14 protein-coding genes are annotated in these 17,617 nt (G+C 68.4%); 8 read left to right on the top strand and 6 right to left on the bottom strand.

Features of this window, described 5'->3' with window-relative positions; all coding sequences use genetic code 11:
• The first annotated feature begins 6 nt into the window (after positions 1-6).
• From ACHMXB_RS20570 to ACHMXB_RS20560, 3 genes are read left to right on the top strand one after another with little or no spacing between them, the layout of a single operon-like run.
• Positions 7-1,143: an ABC transporter substrate-binding protein gene (locus tag ACHMXB_RS20570; protein WP_395401456.1), complete on the top strand. Its 1,137-nt coding sequence runs from the start codon at positions 7-9 to the stop codon at positions 1,141-1,143.
• Positions 1,136-2,323 (top strand): FecCD family ABC transporter permease, encoded by a 1,188-nt coding sequence (locus ACHMXB_RS20565; RefSeq protein ID WP_395401454.1) that lies wholly within the window; start codon positions 1,136-1,138, stop codon positions 2,321-2,323. The genes ACHMXB_RS20570 and ACHMXB_RS20565 overlap by 8 nt, the downstream gene beginning before the upstream one ends.
• Positions 2,316-3,074 carry an ABC transporter ATP-binding protein gene (locus tag ACHMXB_RS20560; protein WP_395401452.1) on the top strand — a complete coding sequence of 253 codons (759 nt, stop codon included), beginning with the start codon at positions 2,316-2,318 and terminating at the stop codon, positions 3,072-3,074. Before ACHMXB_RS20565 ends, ACHMXB_RS20560 begins: the two co-directional genes overlap by 8 nt.
• Before the next feature lie 232 nt (positions 3,075-3,306).
• Here the strand turns inward: ACHMXB_RS20560 and ppc are convergent, their stop codons facing one another.
• Complete coding sequence (ppc, locus tag ACHMXB_RS20555; protein WP_395401450.1) at positions 3,307-6,117, bottom strand: phosphoenolpyruvate carboxylase; 2,811 nt, start codon at positions 6,115-6,117, stop codon at positions 3,307-3,309.
• Positions 6,118-6,232: 115 nt separating this feature from the next.
• Entirely contained in the window at positions 6,233-6,565 is a 333-nt protein-coding gene (locus ACHMXB_RS20550) for a hypothetical protein (RefSeq protein WP_395401448.1), read from the bottom strand.
• Between the two features lie 74 nt (positions 6,566-6,639).
• Here ACHMXB_RS20550 and ACHMXB_RS20545 point away from each other — a divergent pair, with 74 nt between their 5' ends.
• On the top strand, positions 6,640-7,458 hold the full coding sequence (locus ACHMXB_RS20545) for a DUF1684 domain-containing protein (protein ID WP_395401446.1): 819 nt from the start codon (positions 6,640-6,642) through the stop codon (positions 7,456-7,458).
• A 101-nt stretch (positions 7,459-7,559) separates the two neighbouring features.
• On the opposite strand, the gene ACHMXB_RS20540 is transcribed toward ACHMXB_RS20545, so the two are convergent.
• Both ACHMXB_RS20540 and ACHMXB_RS20535 read right to left on the bottom strand, forming a co-directional pair.
• Positions 7,560-8,756, bottom strand: a complete 1,197-nt coding sequence (locus ACHMXB_RS20540) for an acyl-CoA dehydrogenase family protein (RefSeq protein WP_395405381.1) — start codon at positions 8,754-8,756, stop codon at positions 7,560-7,562.
• A 62-nt stretch (positions 8,757-8,818) separates the two neighbouring features.
• The gene (locus tag ACHMXB_RS20535; protein ID WP_395401444.1) at positions 8,819-9,649 is read right to left on the bottom strand and encodes an SDR family NAD(P)-dependent oxidoreductase; all 831 of its coding nucleotides are present in this window, start codon (positions 9,647-9,649) and stop codon (positions 8,819-8,821) included.
• Between the two features lie 170 nt (positions 9,650-9,819).
• Here ACHMXB_RS20535 and ACHMXB_RS20530 point away from each other — a divergent pair, with 170 nt between their 5' ends.
• The 4 genes from ACHMXB_RS20530 to ACHMXB_RS20515 all read left to right on the top strand — a co-directional run bounded on the left by ACHMXB_RS20530 (position 9,820) and on the right by ACHMXB_RS20515 (position 15,066).
• Positions 9,820-11,100, top strand: coding sequence for a glycoside hydrolase family 76 protein (locus ACHMXB_RS20530; RefSeq protein WP_395401442.1), 1,281 nt, complete (start codon positions 9,820-9,822; stop codon positions 11,098-11,100).
• Positions 11,101-11,262: 162 nt separating this feature from the next.
• Entirely contained in the window at positions 11,263-12,309 is a 1,047-nt protein-coding gene (locus ACHMXB_RS20525; protein ID WP_190604515.1) for an iron ABC transporter substrate-binding protein, read from the top strand.
• Between the two features lie 4 nt (positions 12,310-12,313).
• Positions 12,314-13,906 carry an ABC transporter permease gene (locus ACHMXB_RS20520; RefSeq protein WP_395401439.1) on the top strand — a complete coding sequence of 531 codons (1,593 nt, stop codon included), beginning with the start codon at positions 12,314-12,316 and terminating at the stop codon, positions 13,904-13,906.
• Positions 13,903-15,066, top strand: a complete 1,164-nt coding sequence (locus ACHMXB_RS20515; protein ID WP_395401437.1) for an ABC transporter ATP-binding protein — start codon at positions 13,903-13,905, stop codon at positions 15,064-15,066. Before ACHMXB_RS20520 ends, ACHMXB_RS20515 begins: the two co-directional genes overlap by 4 nt.
• An 85-nt stretch (positions 15,067-15,151) precedes the next feature.
• Here ACHMXB_RS20515 and ACHMXB_RS20510 read toward each other — a convergent pair whose 3' ends face one another.
• Both ACHMXB_RS20510 and ACHMXB_RS20505 read right to left on the bottom strand, forming a co-directional pair.
• Positions 15,152-16,846, bottom strand: coding sequence for a glycoside hydrolase family 32 protein (locus ACHMXB_RS20510; protein ID WP_395401435.1), 1,695 nt, complete (start codon positions 16,844-16,846; stop codon positions 15,152-15,154).
• A 105-nt stretch (positions 16,847-16,951) separates the two neighbouring features.
• Positions 16,952-17,560, bottom strand: coding sequence for a YdeI family protein (locus ACHMXB_RS20505; RefSeq protein WP_395401433.1), 609 nt, complete (start codon positions 17,558-17,560; stop codon positions 16,952-16,954).
• Between the last annotated feature and the right edge of the window lie 57 nt (positions 17,561-17,617).

Genomic DNA, 17,617 nt, shown 5'->3' with positions numbered 1-17,617 from the left:
GAGTCAATGATGACAGCTGCAGACCTAAACCGCCGCGCCGCCCTACAGGTGTTTGTTGCGGGCGGCTCCGCCGCCTTGCTGGCCGGATGCGGCGCATCCGGCACCGCGCCGCCGTCGTCCCCTGCGGGCAGCACCAACAGCATCAGCATCACGGACCAGCGCGGCCGGACTCTGACCTTTGACCGGCCGGTGGCCCGGGTGGTGACCATCCCGATGCCGTCGGCGTCCCTGCTGGTCGCCGTCGACCGCAGCGCCGACCATCTCGCGGCCATGCACAACGCCTCCTGGGTGGCCATGCACGACGGCATCATGGGCTCCATGTTTCCCGCCACCCTGGACCTCCCGCACGACATCGCCACGCAGGACTTCACCGCCAACGTTGAGAGCATCCGGGCCCTCAACCCGGACGTGGTGGTCCAATGGTCGGACGCGCAGCTCATCGAGCCCCTGGAGAAGGCGGGGCTTCAGGTTCTGGGGCTGAAGAACTCCGGCACGCAGGAGGACGTGGACGCGTGGGTCGCCATGTTCGCGGCCATGCTCGGCAAGCCCGAACGTGCCACCGAGCTCAAGACCCGGAGCGACCGGGAGCTTGCCGAGGTCAAGTCCCTGGCGGCCGGGCGCGCGTCCAAGGGCCCGAGCATCCTGTACTTCAACCGCTTCACGGGTGGGCTCAAGGTCGCCGGCGCCAACACCTACAACGACTTCTACATCAAGCTGGTGGGAGGCTCCAATCCGCCAACCGGCAAGGACCCGCTGACCGGTTCCGGGATGGTAGGCGTGGACGTAGAGCAGGTCCTGCGCTGGGACCCTGAGGTCATCCTGCTGGGCAACTTCGACGCCGCCATGCCGCAGGACATCTACTCGGACCCCGTGTGGCAGAACGTGGCCGCAGTCCGCTCGAAGCGCGTGTACAGGGTACCGCTGGGCGGCTACCGCTGGGATCCGCCCGGGCAGGAGTCGGCCCTGATGTGGCACTGGCTGGGCGATATCGCCTTCCCCCAGCAGAGGTCGGCGGTGCGGAGCAAGGCTTCCGAATACTTCAGGTTCCTGTACAACCACGAACTTACGCAGGGTGAGCTGGACAAGATTCTCCGGACCGCGGAGAACGGGCAGTCCGCCAGCTACCGGCAGTTCAATGCTTGATGAGGCAGGCTCCCCGCGGCTGGGCAGGCGGCGGCCCGGCGGCCTGGGGCCGGCGCAGCCGCCACTGCCACGGGCGGGCCCGGCTGCCGGCCCGGGCGGCGCTGTAGAACGGCAGGCACGGGCGCACACGCTGGGGAAACGGGAGTCGGGAGAACGACGGCGGGAAGCCGCCGTCGTCGTTCCCGTCGCCTTAAGTGCCTGCTTCCTTGCCGCGGTGGCGGTGCTGGCACTGGCGGTGGGGCGGTACGGCGTGCCGCTGGACCACGTGGTCCAGATCCTCGGCGGCCAACTTGCGCCGGTCCCGGTTCAAACCAGCGGCACCGAACAGAATGTGGTCCTGCTGGTCCGGCTGCCCCGGGTCCTGCTCGCGTTGCTGGTGGGCGGCGGCCTGGCGATTGGCGGCGCAGCCCTGCAGGCCATTTTCCGCAACCCCCTGGTCAGCCCCGAGATCATCGGCGTGTCTGCCGGCGCATCCTTCGGCGGAGCCCTGGCGCTGCTGCTCGGACTGGGTCCGCTGCTCCTGGTGGGCGGCTCCTTCGTGTGCGGGCTGCTGGCACTCGGGACCCTGTTCCTGATCACCTCGGGCCGCGCCGGGACGCCGATGCTCATGATCGTGCTCGGCGGCGTGGTCACCGGGTCCTTCTTCTCCGCCCTGGTGGCTTTGGTGACCTACATTGCCGATCCCAACACCACGCTGCCCGCCATCGTCTTTTGGCTGCTGGGCAGCGTATCCACAGCAACCTTTGCCAAAGTGGCGGTGGCCCTGATCCCTGTCCTTGGCGGGGCCGCCGCCTTGGTGGCCCTGCGCTGGCGGATCAACGTGCTGTCGCTCGGCGACGAGGACGCCGCCGCCCTGGGTGTGCGCCCGCGCCCGCTCCGCTGGGTGGTGCTCGTGGCGGTGGCACTGATCGTGGCCGGCGCGGTGGCCGTCAGCGGCGCCGTGAGCTGGGTGGGCCTGGTGATCCCGCACCTTGCACGGATGTGGGTGGGGCCTGACCACCGTGTCCTCCTGCCCGTCTCCTTCCTGCTCGGCGGCGCCTACATCGTTCTGGTGGACACCATCGCCCGCACCGCCACCGCCGGGGAGATCCCGCTCGGCGTCCTCACGGCCCTGATCGGCGCGCCCGTGTTCTTCCTGCTCCTGCGCCGGAACCGGGAGAAGGTCTGGGACAGTGCTTGAACTCGACGGCGTGGGCTTCGGCTACTCGCCCCGCGACTGGGTGTTCCGCGGCGTCAGCTTCCGGGTGCCGCCGGGGACCGCCACCGCCGTGTTGGGCCCCAACGGCAGCGGCAAGACCACGCTGGTCCGCTGTGCCGCCGGGTTGCTGGACCCGCAGGAAGGAACGGTCCGGCGCAGTGAGAGCGCCGGCTACGTCCCGCAGGCCCACGGCAGCGCCTTCGCCTACCGGGCGCTGGACATGGTCCTGATGGGGCGGGCGCGGCACGTTGGGGTGTTCCGGACACCCGGGGCATCCGACCACGACGCGGCCCTGAAGGCGATGGAGCGGGTGGGCGCGGCAGGGCTGCGGGACCGGCGTTTCCCCACCCTCAGCGGAGGCGAACAGCAGCTGATACTGATCGCCCGGGCCATCGCCGCCGGCTCACCCATCCTGGTGCTCGACGAGCCCGCCACCGGCCTGGACCTCAAGAACCAGGCACGTGTCCTGACACTGCTGCGGGAACTGATGGCCGACGGCATGGCCCTGCTCCTGAGCACCCACCATCCCGACCACGCCCTGCACCTTGCCGACCGCGTGGTCCTGCTGGGCCGCTCGGGTGTGCGGACCGGACACGCGGCGGAACTCCTGACGGACGCCGAACTGTCAGCCCTGTACGGCGTGCGCGTGAGCACGGTGGCCTATTCTGACGACGGCGACGGTGTCCCCAGCACGACGCCCCGCCGGACCATCGTGGTGCACTACGGCGCCTGACGCGTCCTCACATCCCGTCGCCTCCCGCCTGACGCTTCCTCACATCCCGTCGCCTCAGGCCTGACGCTTCCTCACATCCCGTCGCCTCACGCCTGACGCGTCCTCACATCCTGTCGCGTCACGCCAAACCCTCCCGCTGCGGTGAGGACGCGTTTGGAACGAACCGACGAAAAGTGAGGACGCGTTTGGAACGAACCGACGAAAAGTGAGGAAGCGTCTGGGGCAGTTCGGGTTACCCTGTGTTGCGGAGGCCTGCTGCCACGCCGTTGACGGTGATGAGCATGGCCCGCTGCAGACGCTCGTCGATCTCGCCTGCGGAAATGCTGGCACCTTCTGCCCGCACGCGGCGGAGCAGTTCCACCTGGAGGTAGCTGATCGGGTCGAGGTACTGGTCACGGATTTCCAGGGACCGCTTGAGCGTGGGCTGGGCGTCCAGCAGCAGGTTCTCGCCGGTGAGGTTCTGGATCTCGGAGACAGTGAGTTCGTACTCCTCGCGGATGGCGCGGAAGAGGTGGTGCAGCTCCGCCGGGACCAGGGTGTCCACGTAGTATCCGGCGATCTCCATGTCCGTCTTGGCGAGGGTCATCTCCACGTTGGACAGCACGGAGCGGAAGAAGTGCCAGCCGTGCATCATCTCCACGAGCTGGGCAGAGTTTCCGGCTTCCCGTGCCGCCTTCAGCCCGGAGCCGACGCCGAACCAGCCGGGAACAATCTGCCGTGACTGGGTCCAGCCGAACACCCACGGGATGGCACGCAGGCCGCCCAGCCCGGCACCGGAATCCGGGCGCTTGGACGGGCGGGAACCGATGTTCAGCGAACCGAGCTGCTCCACCGGCGTCGAGGCCAGGAAGTACGCCGGCAGGTCGGGGTGGTCGATGAGGCTGCGGTAGCGGGCGAACGCGGCGTCGGAGATTGTCTCCATGACATGCCCGAACCGCTCGCGCTGGTCGTCCGACGTGCGCGGCGTGCGGTGCAGCGCAGATCCCTGCAGCACTGCAGCGAGGGACAGCTCCAGGTTTTCGCGGGCAAGTTCCGGCAGGGAGTACTTGTCCGAGATGACCTCGCCCTGTTCGGTGAACTTGATTTCACCCTCGAGGACGCCGTTCGGCTGCGCCATGATGGCGTCGTAGGTGGGTCCGCCGCCGCGGCCCACGGAACCGCCGCGGCCGTGGAACAGGCGCACGCGGACGCCGTGCTTGGAGGCGATGTCGCGCAGCTTCCTCTGGGTCTTGTGGATTTCCCACTGGCTGGTCATCACGCCGGATTCCTTGTTGGAGTCCGAGTATCCGAGCATGACTTCCTGGACGTCCCCGCGCAGCCGGACCAGCTCGCGGTAGGACGGGTCGGACAGCAGCTGGTCCACGATCTCCGCCGAGGCACGCAGCTCCTCGACGGTCTCCAGCAGCGGCGCAAAACCGATCTTGGCGTACGGGGCGTCGCCGAAGATGCTGACCAGGCCGGCCTCGCGCGCCAGGACGGCCGCGGCCAGGACGTCGTCAGCGCCGCGGGTCATGGAGATGATGTAGGTTTCGATGACGTCCGGGCCGTACGTGCGCAGGGCGCGGCGGATCTCACGGAAGACGTCGTACGTGCCGTCAGCGGCGCCGTCGAGCTTGATCGGGTGGCCGGAGAGCGGACGGCGGGAGGCGAGCTCGGCGCTCAGGACCTCGAGGCGCTCGTCGCGGGTCAGTTCTGCATAGCGGATGCCGGGACCGCCGAGGCGGTCCATGAGCTGGCCGACGGCGTCGTGGTGGTGGTCGGCGTGCTCGCGGATGTCGAGGGTGGCCAGGTGGAGGCCGAAGGAGGCGATGGCGCGGCGGACACGTGCCAGCGCCCCGTCCGCGGCAAGGGACGCCGAGTGGTTGCGCAGGGACAGTTCCAGCAGTTCGAGTTCGGCGATGAGCTCCTCGGTGGAGGTGTAGTCACGCCCCGGCTGGTGCTTGGACCCCGCGGCCACCCGCTTGCCGGTGTTGATGAGCTTGGCCTTGATGCAGGTCAGCTTCAGCCGGTAGGGCTCCTGGGCATTGAGTTCCAGAATGCGGCGGTCCAGGCCGGGCAGCTTCGCGAGGTCGGCGTCGATCGAATCGAGGAGCGCCTGGTCGGCACCGGCGAGGGCCGTGGAGTTGGACAGGACGGAGATGAGTTCGTCGATCATGGCAATGCTGATCCTGACCGCATGCTGGTTCTGCAGCTGCAGGATCTCGTGCGTGACGGCTGCCGTGACGTTGGGGTTACCGTCGCGGTCACCGCCGATCCAGGAGCCGAACCGGATCGGTGCGTTCTGGGCCGGCAGCGCGACGCCGTGCTCGCTGAGGAGTTCCGAGAAATCCGTCAGCATCTCCGGCAGCGCGTCCGTCAGGATGCTGTCGAGGTAGTAGATGGCGTTGCGGGCCTCGTCCACGGGAGTGGGCCGCACCTGGCGCAGTTCGTCCGTCTGCCACATCTGGTCGATCATTTCGGACAATTGCCGGTCCTGCCGGCGCCGGGCGCTGGTGCCCTCCTCGGTGGGCTGGGCCAGCACGTCCGAGAGCTTTCGGATCTTGTCCAGCACGGAGCGGCGGGAAGCCTCGGTGGGGTGCGCGGTGAAGATTGGGCGCACATCCAGCTCGTTGACCACTTCCTGCAGCACCGCCGGGCCGGCCTGCCCCGCGATGTCCTCGACGGCTTTGGCCAGCCAGCCGTCCTTCTCCTGCCGGGTGCGCAGCCCGCGGACGCGGTGGACCTGTTCGGCGGCGTTGGCGAGGTGGAAGTAGAAGGCGAAGGCGCGGACCAGGTCGGTCGCCTGCTCTAGCGGCAGGGAGGCGAGCAGCTCGCGGACCTGGGCAACGACGTCGTGCGCGCTCCAGGGGCCGGTGGCCTCCGCGCCGCCCCGGGCGGCCTCCTTGGATTCCTTGGTGAGCAGGCGCACCTGCTCCACCAGGTCGAGGAGTTCGGGGCCGTGCTGGCGGACCAGTGATTCGCCCAGCAGGGTGGAGACCCGGCGTACGTCGGCGCGGAGTTCGGCGGCGAGATCTGTTTCTGAATTCATTGCAGTGTCAGCCATGGAAACTATCTTTCGAGTGTTCGACTTTGGCTCGTACACTGCGCTGGATACTGTGAGCCCGGTTACTGTTCCTATGGGATGTTACCCGCAGCCGGCCGGAGCGCGGGAATATGTCTCAGATGCTGTCGGGCCCTTGAACTGGCACGGCCGGTGCCTGTAAAGGGGCCGCGGGCAACCGGATCCGGCCCGAATACGGACCGTTCAATTCAGGTCCGGGACCCGCGCTGGGCGCTTCATGCCGCTTTCGTTTCTGTTCCTCGCGGACCGCCAGCGCCTCCGAATGCGCCGGGGTGCCGGTGGCCGGATCGAAGCCTGCCAGGGCACTGCCCAGCGTCCCCGCGGCACCTTTCGGATCGACGCCCCGCTTCTGCACAGCCATCCCCGCGAGGGTCAGCGCCAGCACAATGGCAACGCAAACGAGCACCGTCAGAACAACGTCCAGGGCCATATCCCAAGGCTACGCCTGCCGCGGCCCGGCGTTGCCCCCTAAGCTGGCCAGAGGCATACACCGTTGGAGGACACATGAGCACCGCAGCAGACCCCCAGCTGGAGCGCTGGCGCCGCTTCCGCAAAGGCCGCAACACCGCACTCGCGGCCGAACACGGCTGGCTCACGCTCACATCGTTCCAGTGGCTGGAAAGCCAGCCCGCCGCCGTCGACCTCGTTCCCGGACTGTGGTCAGCGGATGGCACGACGGCGACGCTCACCGCCGCGGCGTCCGACGGGCTGACGCTCGTGGAGACCGGGGAGCCGGTGGACGGGACGCTCAGTGCGCGGCTCGCCAATGAGGAGTCGTTGATGTGGGTGCAGTTCGGCGGCGCGGACGGCCGGCAGGTTGTGGTGGAACTGGCGATGCGCGCGGACAGGTATGCGGTCCGCACCCGGGATTCCGCCTCGCCGGTGTTCACCGGGTTCGACGGCGTGCCCACCTTCGATTACCGGCCCGACCTTGCGGTGGAGGCCAGGTTCGAGGCCTACCCGGAGCCTGTGGACGTGCCCATTTCCACGGCCAATCCGCTGGTGGACGGGGTGCACCGCAGCGTCGGCGAACTGGTGTTCCGGCTGCCCGGCAAAGACCACGAGTACCGGCTCCATGCCGAGGCGGAGAAGCTCGGCGCCCTGACAGTCACGTTCCACGACGAGACAAACGGCGACACGACGGACGAATGGCGGAAGGTGTCCACCGCGCGCCCGCGGCCGGACGGCTCCGTGGTGCTGGACTTCAACCGCGCCATCAACTACCCCAGCGCCTTCACGCCCTACGGCACGTGCCCCATGCCGGTGCGGAACAACAGCCTGGACGCGCGGATCGAAGCCGGGGAAAAGCAGCCCGCCTCCTGAGGCCCCCGCACCCACGCGCGAACTGGCAGGTAACGCCCTCAAAACGGAGATTTGGGGTCATTAGCTGCCAGTTCGCGCTTCGCTCTGGGGCCGGAGGACCGTCAGGCGATCGCGGAGACCCCGGTGACAGCGCGGCCCACGATCAGCGTGTTGATCTCGTACGAGCCCTCGTAGGTGTAGATGGCCTCGGCGTCGGCGAAGATCTTGGCCATCCGGTAGTCCGTGACGATGCCGTTCCCGCCCAAGATTGACCGGCCCATCGCCACTGTTTCGCGCATCCTCGCCGACGTGTAGGACTTGGCCAGCGCCACCTGCGCCATGCCGACGCCCTGCTCCTGCAGCTGCGCGATCCGGGCCATCATGCCCATGCTCGCCACGGCGTTGCCCAGCATGGTCACCAGCTGCTGCTGGATGAGCTGGAACCTCGCCAGCGGACGGCCGAACTGCTGGCGTTCGACGGCGTACTGACGGGCGACGTCGAACGCCGCCAGCTGCTGCCCCAGGGCCTGCCACGCGACCATGATGCGTGAGCCGCGGAGCAGTTCGTTGGTGTCCTCGAAAGTCCTGATGCCCGCAAAGCGGTCTGCCTCGGCAACGCGCACGTCCTCGAATACGATGTCTGCGTTCTGCACGGTGCGCAGCGCGATCTTGTTCTCGATCCGGCTGCGGCTCACTCCGGGCAGGCCGGCGTCCACGATGAAGCCGCGGACCGCGCCGTCGGCCTCGTCCCGCGCCCACACCAGCATGTAGTCGCAGAACGTCCCGTTGCCGATCCACCGCTTGGCGCCGTTCAGCACCCAGCAGTCCCCGCCGCCGTCGGCCTCTCCGGTAATGCTCGATATGCGGCGCGCCCGCGTCTCCATGCCGCCGGCGACGTCCGAGCCGTGGTCCGGCTCGGTCAGGGCAAACGCACCCGTGGTTCTCAGGTTCGAGGCATCCTCGAGGTACCGGCTGCGCTGGTCCTCGGAGCCGAACCGGTAGAGCGACTCGACGAAGAGGTCGTGGTGGACCAGGAAAAACGTGGCGATCGACGTGTCCACGCGCGTCATCTCCGCAATCACCAGCCCCGCGAACAGATGGCTGTAGCCGCGCTGGGCGGGCGTGCTGAGCTCCAGGGCGGCCAGCTTTGGGAGGATGTGCGCCGGAAACTCGGCCTTGTTCCACCAGTCCCCGGCGAACGGCGCGATTTCCGCGCCCAGGAACTCCCGCAGTTCGCCCAGCTTCCGCTGCTCGGAGGCGCTGAGCAGGGATTCGTAGCCGAAAAAATCAGCCGTGGGCAGGGTGTCGACGGCGGATATCGCCCGGGCGGCCCCGTCAAGCTTGGCGGCGCCCAGGGCTGCCCCGCCCACTTCGGTGCCGGTCACTTCGGCCCCATCCGGATGGCGCCGTCGAGGCGGATGGTTTCGCCGTTCAGCATCGCGTTCTCGACGATGTGCGCGGCGAGGTTGGCGTACTCGGCGGGCCGGCCCAGGCGGGACGGGTGGGGCACCTGCCGGCCCAGTGACTCCTGTGCCTCCTGCGGCAGCCCGGCCATCATCGGGGTCTCGAAGATGCCGGGCGCGATGGTCACCACGCGGATGAGGGAGCGGGCAAGTTCGCGGGCCAGCGGCAGGGTCATGGCTGCCACGCCGCCCTTGGATGCAGCGTAGGCAGGCTGGCCGATCTGCCCGTCGAACGCGGCTACCGAGGCGGTGTTGATGAGCACGCCGCGTTCCTCTCCGCCGAGCTCGGTGACAGCAGGCTCGGTGGTGGCCATTGCTGCGGCGGCCAGCCGGACCACATTGAAGGTCCCAACCAGGTTGATCTGGATGACGCGCTGGAAGGTTTCCAGCGGCAGCACGCCGTCGCGCCCCAGGACCTTGCCCGGCGTGGCGATGCCGGCGCAGTTCACCACTATCCGCAGCGGTCCCAGCCCGACGGCGGCGTCCACAGCGGCCTGCACCTCTTCCTCGCTGGTCACGTCCGCGGGAACGAAGACCGCTTTGGGGACTGCCACCTCACGGCCTGAAGCAGTGCCCCCAAGGTTCTGCGGGCCGGCCGCATTCAGCTCGCCGGCGTACGCGGCACCGGCCGAGGTGGCGAGGTCGGCGAGAACCACAGAGGCGCCGGCATCGAACAGCCGCCGGGCCGTGGCGGCGCCCAGACCGGATGCACCTCCCGTGATGAGCGCGACGGAACCCTCGATTTCCATACATCCTCCTTGATGCGGAACAGGTCGATGCGGATCCGGATCCCGGCCGCGAACGTTAGTTAGTGAATGTTAACTGAAACGGGCGGCGGATGCACCCCGCGCCGCCCCGTTTTCGGCGACCGCGCCGCCCCGCTGACGGGTCGCCGGCGTCGGTTCGCTAGGCTGGCCGAATGATCCAGCCAGATGCTGACGCCGCCCCGGATGCCATCCCCGACCCCGCAACGGCCTGGGCAGAGCGGGCCGACGAGGCGGCGCGGTCGGTAACGCACCTGTTCGGCCAGCGTCTGTTCTTCCTGCCCGGGACGCACATCGCAGCCACAGCCCGCCCCTCCGGCCACATCGAGAACCTCCGCCGCCCCTGGCACTACTGGTGGCAGGCGCATTACCTGGACTGCCTCGTGGACGCGGGCTTTCGCGAACTCGGGAAGGCGGTGCGGCCGCCGGAAAAGTTCGACGGCGCCGCCCGCCCCAGCGCCGGCCAGCTCGCCTCGCGGCTGGTCACCGGCATCCGGCTGCGAAATTTCCTGACGTTCGTCAACCACTACTACGACGACATGGCCTGGCTGGCCCTGTCCACCCTCCGCCTGGAGCGGCTGGCCGAGGAGAGCCGGCGTCCCAGCCCCCGGCGGCAGGAGAGGATCCGCAAGAGCCTGACTTTGCAGTTCGACTCGGCCTCCACTCACGACCTGGGCGGCGGCACGTTCTGGAGCACCAAGCGGGACTTTAAGAACACGCCGGCCACGGCACCGGTGGCGCTCTACTATGCACGCACGGGCAACACCGCCAAGGCGCAGGCGCTGCTCGACTGGCTGGATGCGCGGCTGTTCGACCCCGCCCGCGGGCTCTACCTGGACGGCATCCGGATCCGCAGCACCGGGGAGACGGTGCTGGAGGAGGCGATTTACACCTACAACCAGGGGCCCGTCCTCGGCGCCCTGCTGGAGCTGGGCGGCCCCGACAATCTGGGACGCGCGTCCACCGTGGTGCGCGCAGTGGCGGAGCACCTCACCCTGCCGGATGCCGGCGGAAGGAAGACCGGCAACAGCGCAGACCCGGCCAGCGACCCCACGCCCAGCCTGCTCCTCCGCTGCGACGGCACCGGCGACGGCGGGCTGTTCACCGGCATCCTCACCCGCTACCTGGCGCTGGCCGCCAACGACGAACGGCTGCCGCAGGACGTGCGGACCACCGCGGCCGGACTGGTCACCGGCACTGCCGGGGCCCTCTGGGCCGGCCGCCGGCTGATCGCCGCAGGCGAACCGCTGGGCCGACACGGGCGCGCCGGCGAACCGGTGTTCTCCTTCGAACCCCGGCGGCCGGCGAGCGATACTTACCCGCCGGGCGCCGCCGTTGAACTTTCCACCCAGCTTCAGGCCTGGATGGCCCTGGAGGCAGTGGCGTCAGTGGCGGCCGCGTCAGCAGCAGCGGACTCCAAGTCAGGGACCAATTAGGACACGCAACAGTGTCGTAATTGATGTGATCCTCATCACTTAAGGCCTTTGTCGCTTGGTGCTTAGGTTTGGCTAACCTACAGTTTTTCGAGTGAGCTTCACCTAACTTCCCCAGCTCACGCGGGCCTGGCCCACGAGACTTTTGCAGAAAGAAGCACCCCGATGAAGATCCGCATTAACGCGCTGGCCGGCATCGCGATCGCCGCCACCGCAGCCCTTGGCCTCTCGGCCTGCGGCTCCGGCACCTCCCCAGCTGCCTCGTCCTCGGCTGACGCCTCCAAGGGCGAGATCACGGTCTACAACGCCCAGCACGAAAGCCTCACCAAGGAATGGGCGGACGCGTTTACCGCGGAAACCGGCATCAAGGTGACGCTCCGCCAGGGTGACGACACCGAGATGTCCAACCAGATCGTCCAGGAAGGCGCAGCCTCACCGGCGGACGTCTTCCTCACGGAGAACTCCCCCGCAATGGCGCAGGTGGAGAACGCCGGCCTGTTCGCCGACGTTGACAAGGACACGGTTGCCCAGGTCCCGGCCGAGTTCCGCCCCAGCACCAACAAGTGGACCGGCATCGCCGCCCGCTCCACCGTCCTGGTCTACGACAAGAACAAGATCTCCGAGGACAAGCTGCCGAAGTCCATGCTGGACCTGGCCAAGCCGGAGTGGAAGGGCAAGTGGGCAGCCTCCCCGAGCGGCGCCGACTTCCAGGCCATCGTCTCCGCCCTTGTTGAGCTCAAGGGCGAGGCCGCTGCCGAAGCGTGGCTGAAGGGCATGAAGGAAAACTTCACCGCCTACAAGGGCAACAGCACCGCCATGAAGGCAGTGAACGCCGGCGAGGTTGATGCCGCGCTGATCTACCACTACTACTACTACGGCGACCAGGCGAAGACGGGCGAGAACTCCAAGAACGTCACGCCGTACTACTTCAAGAACCAGGACCCGGGCGCGTTCCTGTCCGTCTCCGGCGGCGGCGTGCTGAAGTCCTCGAAGAACGCCGAGAACGCCCAGGCCTTCCTGAAGTTCATCACCGGCAAGAAGGGCCAGGAAGTCCTGCAGAAGGGCACGTCCTTCGAGTACGCCATCGCTTCGGGCGTCCCGGCCAGCGAGAAGCTGGTTCCCATCAAGGAACTTCAGGCTCCCACCGTGGACCCCGCCAAGCTGAATTCCGAGAAGGTCACGGAGCTGATGACCAAGGCAGGACTGCTCTAATTCTGTGACCACGCAAGTATCGGCACCGGAGACATCCGGAAGCACGACGGCGGCGGGCCGGGGCAAGCGCCCCCGCCCGCCTTTCGGCGTTTCCGCGGTAGGCGTCATGGCGGTGCTGATCGCCTTGTTCGCCCTCGTCCCCCTCGGCTACGTCGCGGTGATGACCGCGGCCACGGGCTGGGACACCGCCATTGAACTGATCGTGCGCCCGCGCGTCGGCGAGCTGCTGCTCAACACCGTGCTCCTGATCGTGCTCACGGTGCCGCTGTGCCTCATCCTGGGCGTGGGCGGCGCGTGGCTCGTGGAACGCACCACGCTGCGCGGGCAGAAGGTGTGGGCCGTGCTGCTCGCGGCGCCGCTGGCCATCCCTGCCTTCGTCAACAGCTACGCGTGGGTTTCCGCTGTGCCGTCCCTGCACGGGCTGTTTTCCGGGGTCCTGATTGCCACGCTCTCCTACTTCCCGCTGGTCTACATTCCCGCCGCCGCGACGCTGAGCCGGCTGGATCCCGCCGTAGAGCAGTCGGCTGCGTCCCTCGGGCTGGGGGCCTGGCGGGCGTTTTTCCGTGTGGTCCTGCCGCAGCTCCGGATCGCGATGACCGGCGGCTCGCTGCTGGTGGCCCTGCACCTGCTGGCAGAGTACGGCGCCTTCGCGATGATCCGCTTCGACACGTTCACCACGGCCATCATGGTGCAGTACCAGTCCACGTTCAACGGCGCCGCAGGCACCATGCTGGCCAGCGTGCTGGTGTTCTTCTGCCTCCTCCTGCTCCTGGTGGAGGTGCGCAGCCGCGGCACCGCACGGTACGCCCGCGTGGGCTCCGGCGCACAGGCGAAGGCCCTGCGCCTGCCGCTGCACGCCTACCAGGTACCGGCCCAGCTGGCCCTGCTCGGCCTGACCCTGCTTGCCTTCGGGCTGCCGCTGCTGTTCGTGCTGCGCTGGATCATTGCCGGCGGCGCTGACATCTGGGCGGCTGACGAATTCGTTCCGGCGCTGTGGCAGACCCTGCTGTACGGGCTGGCCGGCGCCGGAGCCACCACCGTGGTTGCCTTCCCCATGGCGTACCTGGCCGTTCGGCATGCCAGCTGGTTCAGCAAGGCCCTCGAACTGTCCAACTACGTCACCAGCTCCATGCCGGGCATCGTGGTGGCCCTGGCCTTCGTCACCGTCAGCATCCGGCTGGTTCCGAACGTCTACCAGACCGCCGGCGTCCTGGTGGCCGCCTACATCCTCCTGTTCCTGCCGCGCGCGCTGGTCAACATCCGTGCCGGCCTGGCCCAGGCACCCAAGGAGCTGGATGAGGCGGCCCAGGCCCTGGGAACGCCTCCGCTGCTGTCCTTCATCCGTGTGACGCTCCGGCTCACCGCCCCCGCTGCGGCCGGCGGTGCGGCTCTGGTCTTCCTCGGCATCGCCAACGAACTGACCGCCACACTGCTGCTCTCCCCCAACGGGACGAGGACCCTGGCCACCGAGTTCTGGAGCAAGAGCAGCGAAATCGACTACGCCGGCGCCGCGCCGTACGCCCTGCTCATGATCGTCATCTCGGCGCCCATGACCTATTTGCTCTTCCAGCAGTCCAAGAAAGTAGCGGGACAGTGACCGAACAATCCCCGTCCAGGCTTCCGGAACCGCGGATCTCACGGTCCGTGGCGCCAAGCACCAACAGCCACCTGGAGATCGACTCCGTCACCAAGAACTTCGGCTCGCAGGCCGTCCTCAAGGGCGTGAACCTGTCCGTGGCCAAGGGCGGAACCACCGCGATTGTGGGCCCGTCGGGTTCCGGCAAGACCACCCTGCTCCGGCTGATCGCGGGCTTTGAACACCCGGGCACCGGCAGCATCTCGCTGAACGGTTCCCCGGTGGCGGGCGACGGCGTGTGGAAGCCGGCGCACAAGCGCCACGTCGGCTATGTGGCCCAGGACGGCGCCCTGTTCCCGCACCTGACCGTGGGGCAGAACATCGCGTTCGGGCTCAGCGCGGCAAAGCTCGACGGCGGCCGACGCGCGGTTAACGCCCGGGTCAACGAACTCCTCGAAATGGTGTCGCTGGACACGGCCATGGCCAAGCGCCGGCCGCACCAGCTCTCCGGCGGCCAGCAGCAGCGCGTCGCCCTGGCCCGTGCGCTGGCCCGGGAACCCGAACTCATGCTGCTGGACGAGCCGTTCTCCGCCCTTGACGCCGGGCTGCGGGTCGCCACGCGGCGGGCGGTGGCCAAGGTCCTCAGCGAGGCCGGGGTGACCACCATCCTGGTCACCCACGACCAGGCCGAGGCGCTGTCCTTCGCGGACCAGGTGGCGGTGATGCGGGGCGGCAAGCTGGCACAGATCGGCAACCCGTTCGTGGTGTACACCCGGCCGGCGGACCGAGCCACGGCCGAGTTCCTGGGCGATGCGGTCATCCTCGACGCGTGGATGGAGGGGTCGCTGGCCACCTGCTCGCTGGGCGGGATCCCGGTCCGGCGGCCGCCCGCACAGGGCCGCGTCCAGCTCATGCTGCGTCCGGAGCAGATTCGCATTGCCGAAGACGGGCCCATCCGCGGCGTGGTTGTGGACACCGACTATTTCGGACCCGAGACCACCGTGCGGCTCAAGCTCGCCGTGCCGCCCAAGCTGGCCGGTGCCATGCCCGACCACCGCTACCCCGGCGGCGGCGAAGTCATCACCATCCGGCACTGGAACGCGTCCATCGCGCAGCCCGGCACGGAACTCTGCCTGCGCGTGGTGGGCGAAGCCGTGGCGTTCCCGCTCGAGTCCGCCTGACGTTTCGCTGAGGCTCGGCCGGCGCCGCCTGGCGCGCCGCTCGGTGTGGCGCGCCGCCGCGCCTAATTGCTTCCGGGCGGCTCGTTTAGCGTGCCGTCAGCACGGTGGCCAGCGGGGTGTACTTGAACGATTTCAGCGTCAGCTTCCCGCCGGCGGTGGCGGCGCTGACCGCCGGCTGCCCGGGCTTAGGCAGCACCACCGACGTCAGGGTCTGCTCCCCGCCGTTCACGAAGACCTCCACCGAGGAATAGTCCACGAAGATGGTCAGGTCCACGCTGCCCCTGCCCTGCGAGCTGCCGTTCCGGGGCGGGCTTTGGGCGCTCCTCCGGTCGGTGAAGAGCGGGCCCAGTGCCTCCGCGCCGGGCACCACTGCAGCCCGGCTCACCCATGCCGTGCCTTCCTCGAAGTTGTAGCCCACCGTGGCATAGTCCGCCCCGCCGCTGCCAAGCTTCAGCAGGCCCTCCGTGCCGTCGTCGCCCGATGCACGTTCGAGGGTCACGTCCAGCCGGTAGGCGCCCCCTGCGGGCACGGGAAGCTCGCCGGCGCCCTCCGGAGTCAGCGCCCTGCTGCCGGCGGTCTTGGCTTCGCCGTCCAGCGCGGACAGCGCCGGAGTGGGCGTGGACACGAGCGTGGGCCGGCCCTGCACGGTCTTCAGCCGGATGTCCCGCACGATGGAGTCGGCGCCGCCCTGCCAGTCGGTGGTGGGCAGCTGACGGGCGTAGGTCCAGTTGTTCATCCAGCCGATCGCGTGGCGCGACGCCATCCGTTCGTTTTCCGGCAGCCGGGGATCGTCCCAGGTGACGGCGGCATAAAAGTCGGCGCCGGCGTCGAGCCACTGGTGTTTGTCATCTACCGGGGTGAACGCGGTTCCGTCAAAGGTCCCGGTCCAGTAGGCCACGCCGGCGGTCCGGCCTTCCGCGGTGCCGTTCGCGCTTGCGGCGAGGACCCAGGTGCGCTTGGCGGGGTCGCCGTCGGGGTCCAGCTGGAAGAGGTCCGGGCATTCGAGGATCCCCAGGCCCTTGCGCTCGAAGCCGGATATGTAGCGCCAGTCCTTGAGGTCCTTTGAGGAGTACATGCCGATCTTCTCCCCCTCGGCCAACGCCATGACCCACTGTCCGCGGGCCTCGTCACGGATGATCTTGGGATCGCGCCAGTGCTTCGCGCCGGGGTTCTCCATGACCGGGTTCCCGTCGGCGGCCTTAAACGTGTAGCCCTTGTCCGTGGAGTAGAACAGGGACTGCCGCTGCACGCCCTTGTCCTGCTGGGTCATGACGGCGACGACCGCGCCCTTGCCGAAGCCGGCGGTGTTGTCCTGGTCCACCACGGCGCTGCCGGTCTCAATGTCCCCGAGGCCGTTCTTGAACTTCTCAATGGCAATGCCCTCGTCCTTCCAGTGCACCAGGTCGGTGCTGGTGACGTGGAACCATTCGGTGCCGTTACCCTCGGGGTGGTCCGCGTTGTAGAGGTAGTAGTAGTGCCACACCCCGTCCAGCAGGAACGGCCGCTGCGGATCGTTCATCCACTCCTTGGCGGGAGTGAGGTGGTAGGAGGGCCGGAACTGCGCGCCCTCAGGCCTGCTGAACGACTTCGGGGCTTCACCCTGGGCGCCGCCGCTTTGGGGGCCGCTGCTTTGGGATCCGGGGCCGCCGGGCGTTCCAGTGTCGCCGGAACGCCCGGCCAGACCGATCACCGCAGCCGCGGCCAGCACCAGAGCCAGGACCACTGCCGCCGCAATCCACCGCCCGCGCGGGCCCAGCGTGAGTAGGGAATACCGCTGCATGTTCGCCGTTCGTGTTGGGAGTTGGCACCAATTTTATCGCGGACGGCCTTTTCGATCCGGTTGCGGGGTTTCGACAGGCTCAACCAGCGGAACGAAGCACCAGGCTCAACCAGCGGGATTCTGCGCCGGGCGCTTCTTCTGCGGATACGGCGTCTCGCCGCGGGCCAGCATCTCGACAAACCCGGCGATCTTGCGCGCCCGGGTGGAGGCCTGCTTGACCGAATTGGTCCGGTAGATCAGCGCGTACCGGTTCACCGAGGTCAGCACATCGAACATGGCCTGCGCCTCGGGCACGGCGGCGATCGCGGCAGCCAGATCCGCCGGAACCTCCGCCGTCGCCGGTCCCGCATAGGCGGCCTCCCAGCGGCCGTCGGCTTTGGCGGCGTCGACGGCGGCACGGCCCGGACCTGTCATCTTCCCTTCCGCCTCGAGCCGGGCCACGTGGCCGACGTTCCGTTCCGACCAGGGGCTCTTCGCACCCCGGCGGGTCATGCGCTGAAGGTAGCTGTCGCCGTCGCGCTTCTTTACCTGGCCGTCGATCCAGCCGAAGCAAAGCGCCTCGTCCAGGGCGGCATCGTAGTCGAGTTCGGTGACGTTGCCGCCCTTTTTGTGCAGGACCAGCCAGACGCCGGGGCTGTCGCTGTGGTGGGATTCCAGCCACGTCCGCCACGCGGCGGCGTCGGGCATCAGCAGTTCCTCGAGTTCCACAGCCATGCGCCTATTCTGCCCGCAGTGCCCCTCGATTCAACCCGGCACCCGCTGGTTAACCCG

The organism is Arthrobacter sp. UC242_113, assembly GCF_044054585.1.
In the GTDB taxonomy this organism is placed as follows: domain Bacteria; phylum Actinomycetota; class Actinomycetes; order Actinomycetales; family Micrococcaceae; genus Arthrobacter.
Note: the sequence above shows the minus strand (reverse complement) of the source record. Positions and strands in the feature narration are given on the sequence as shown.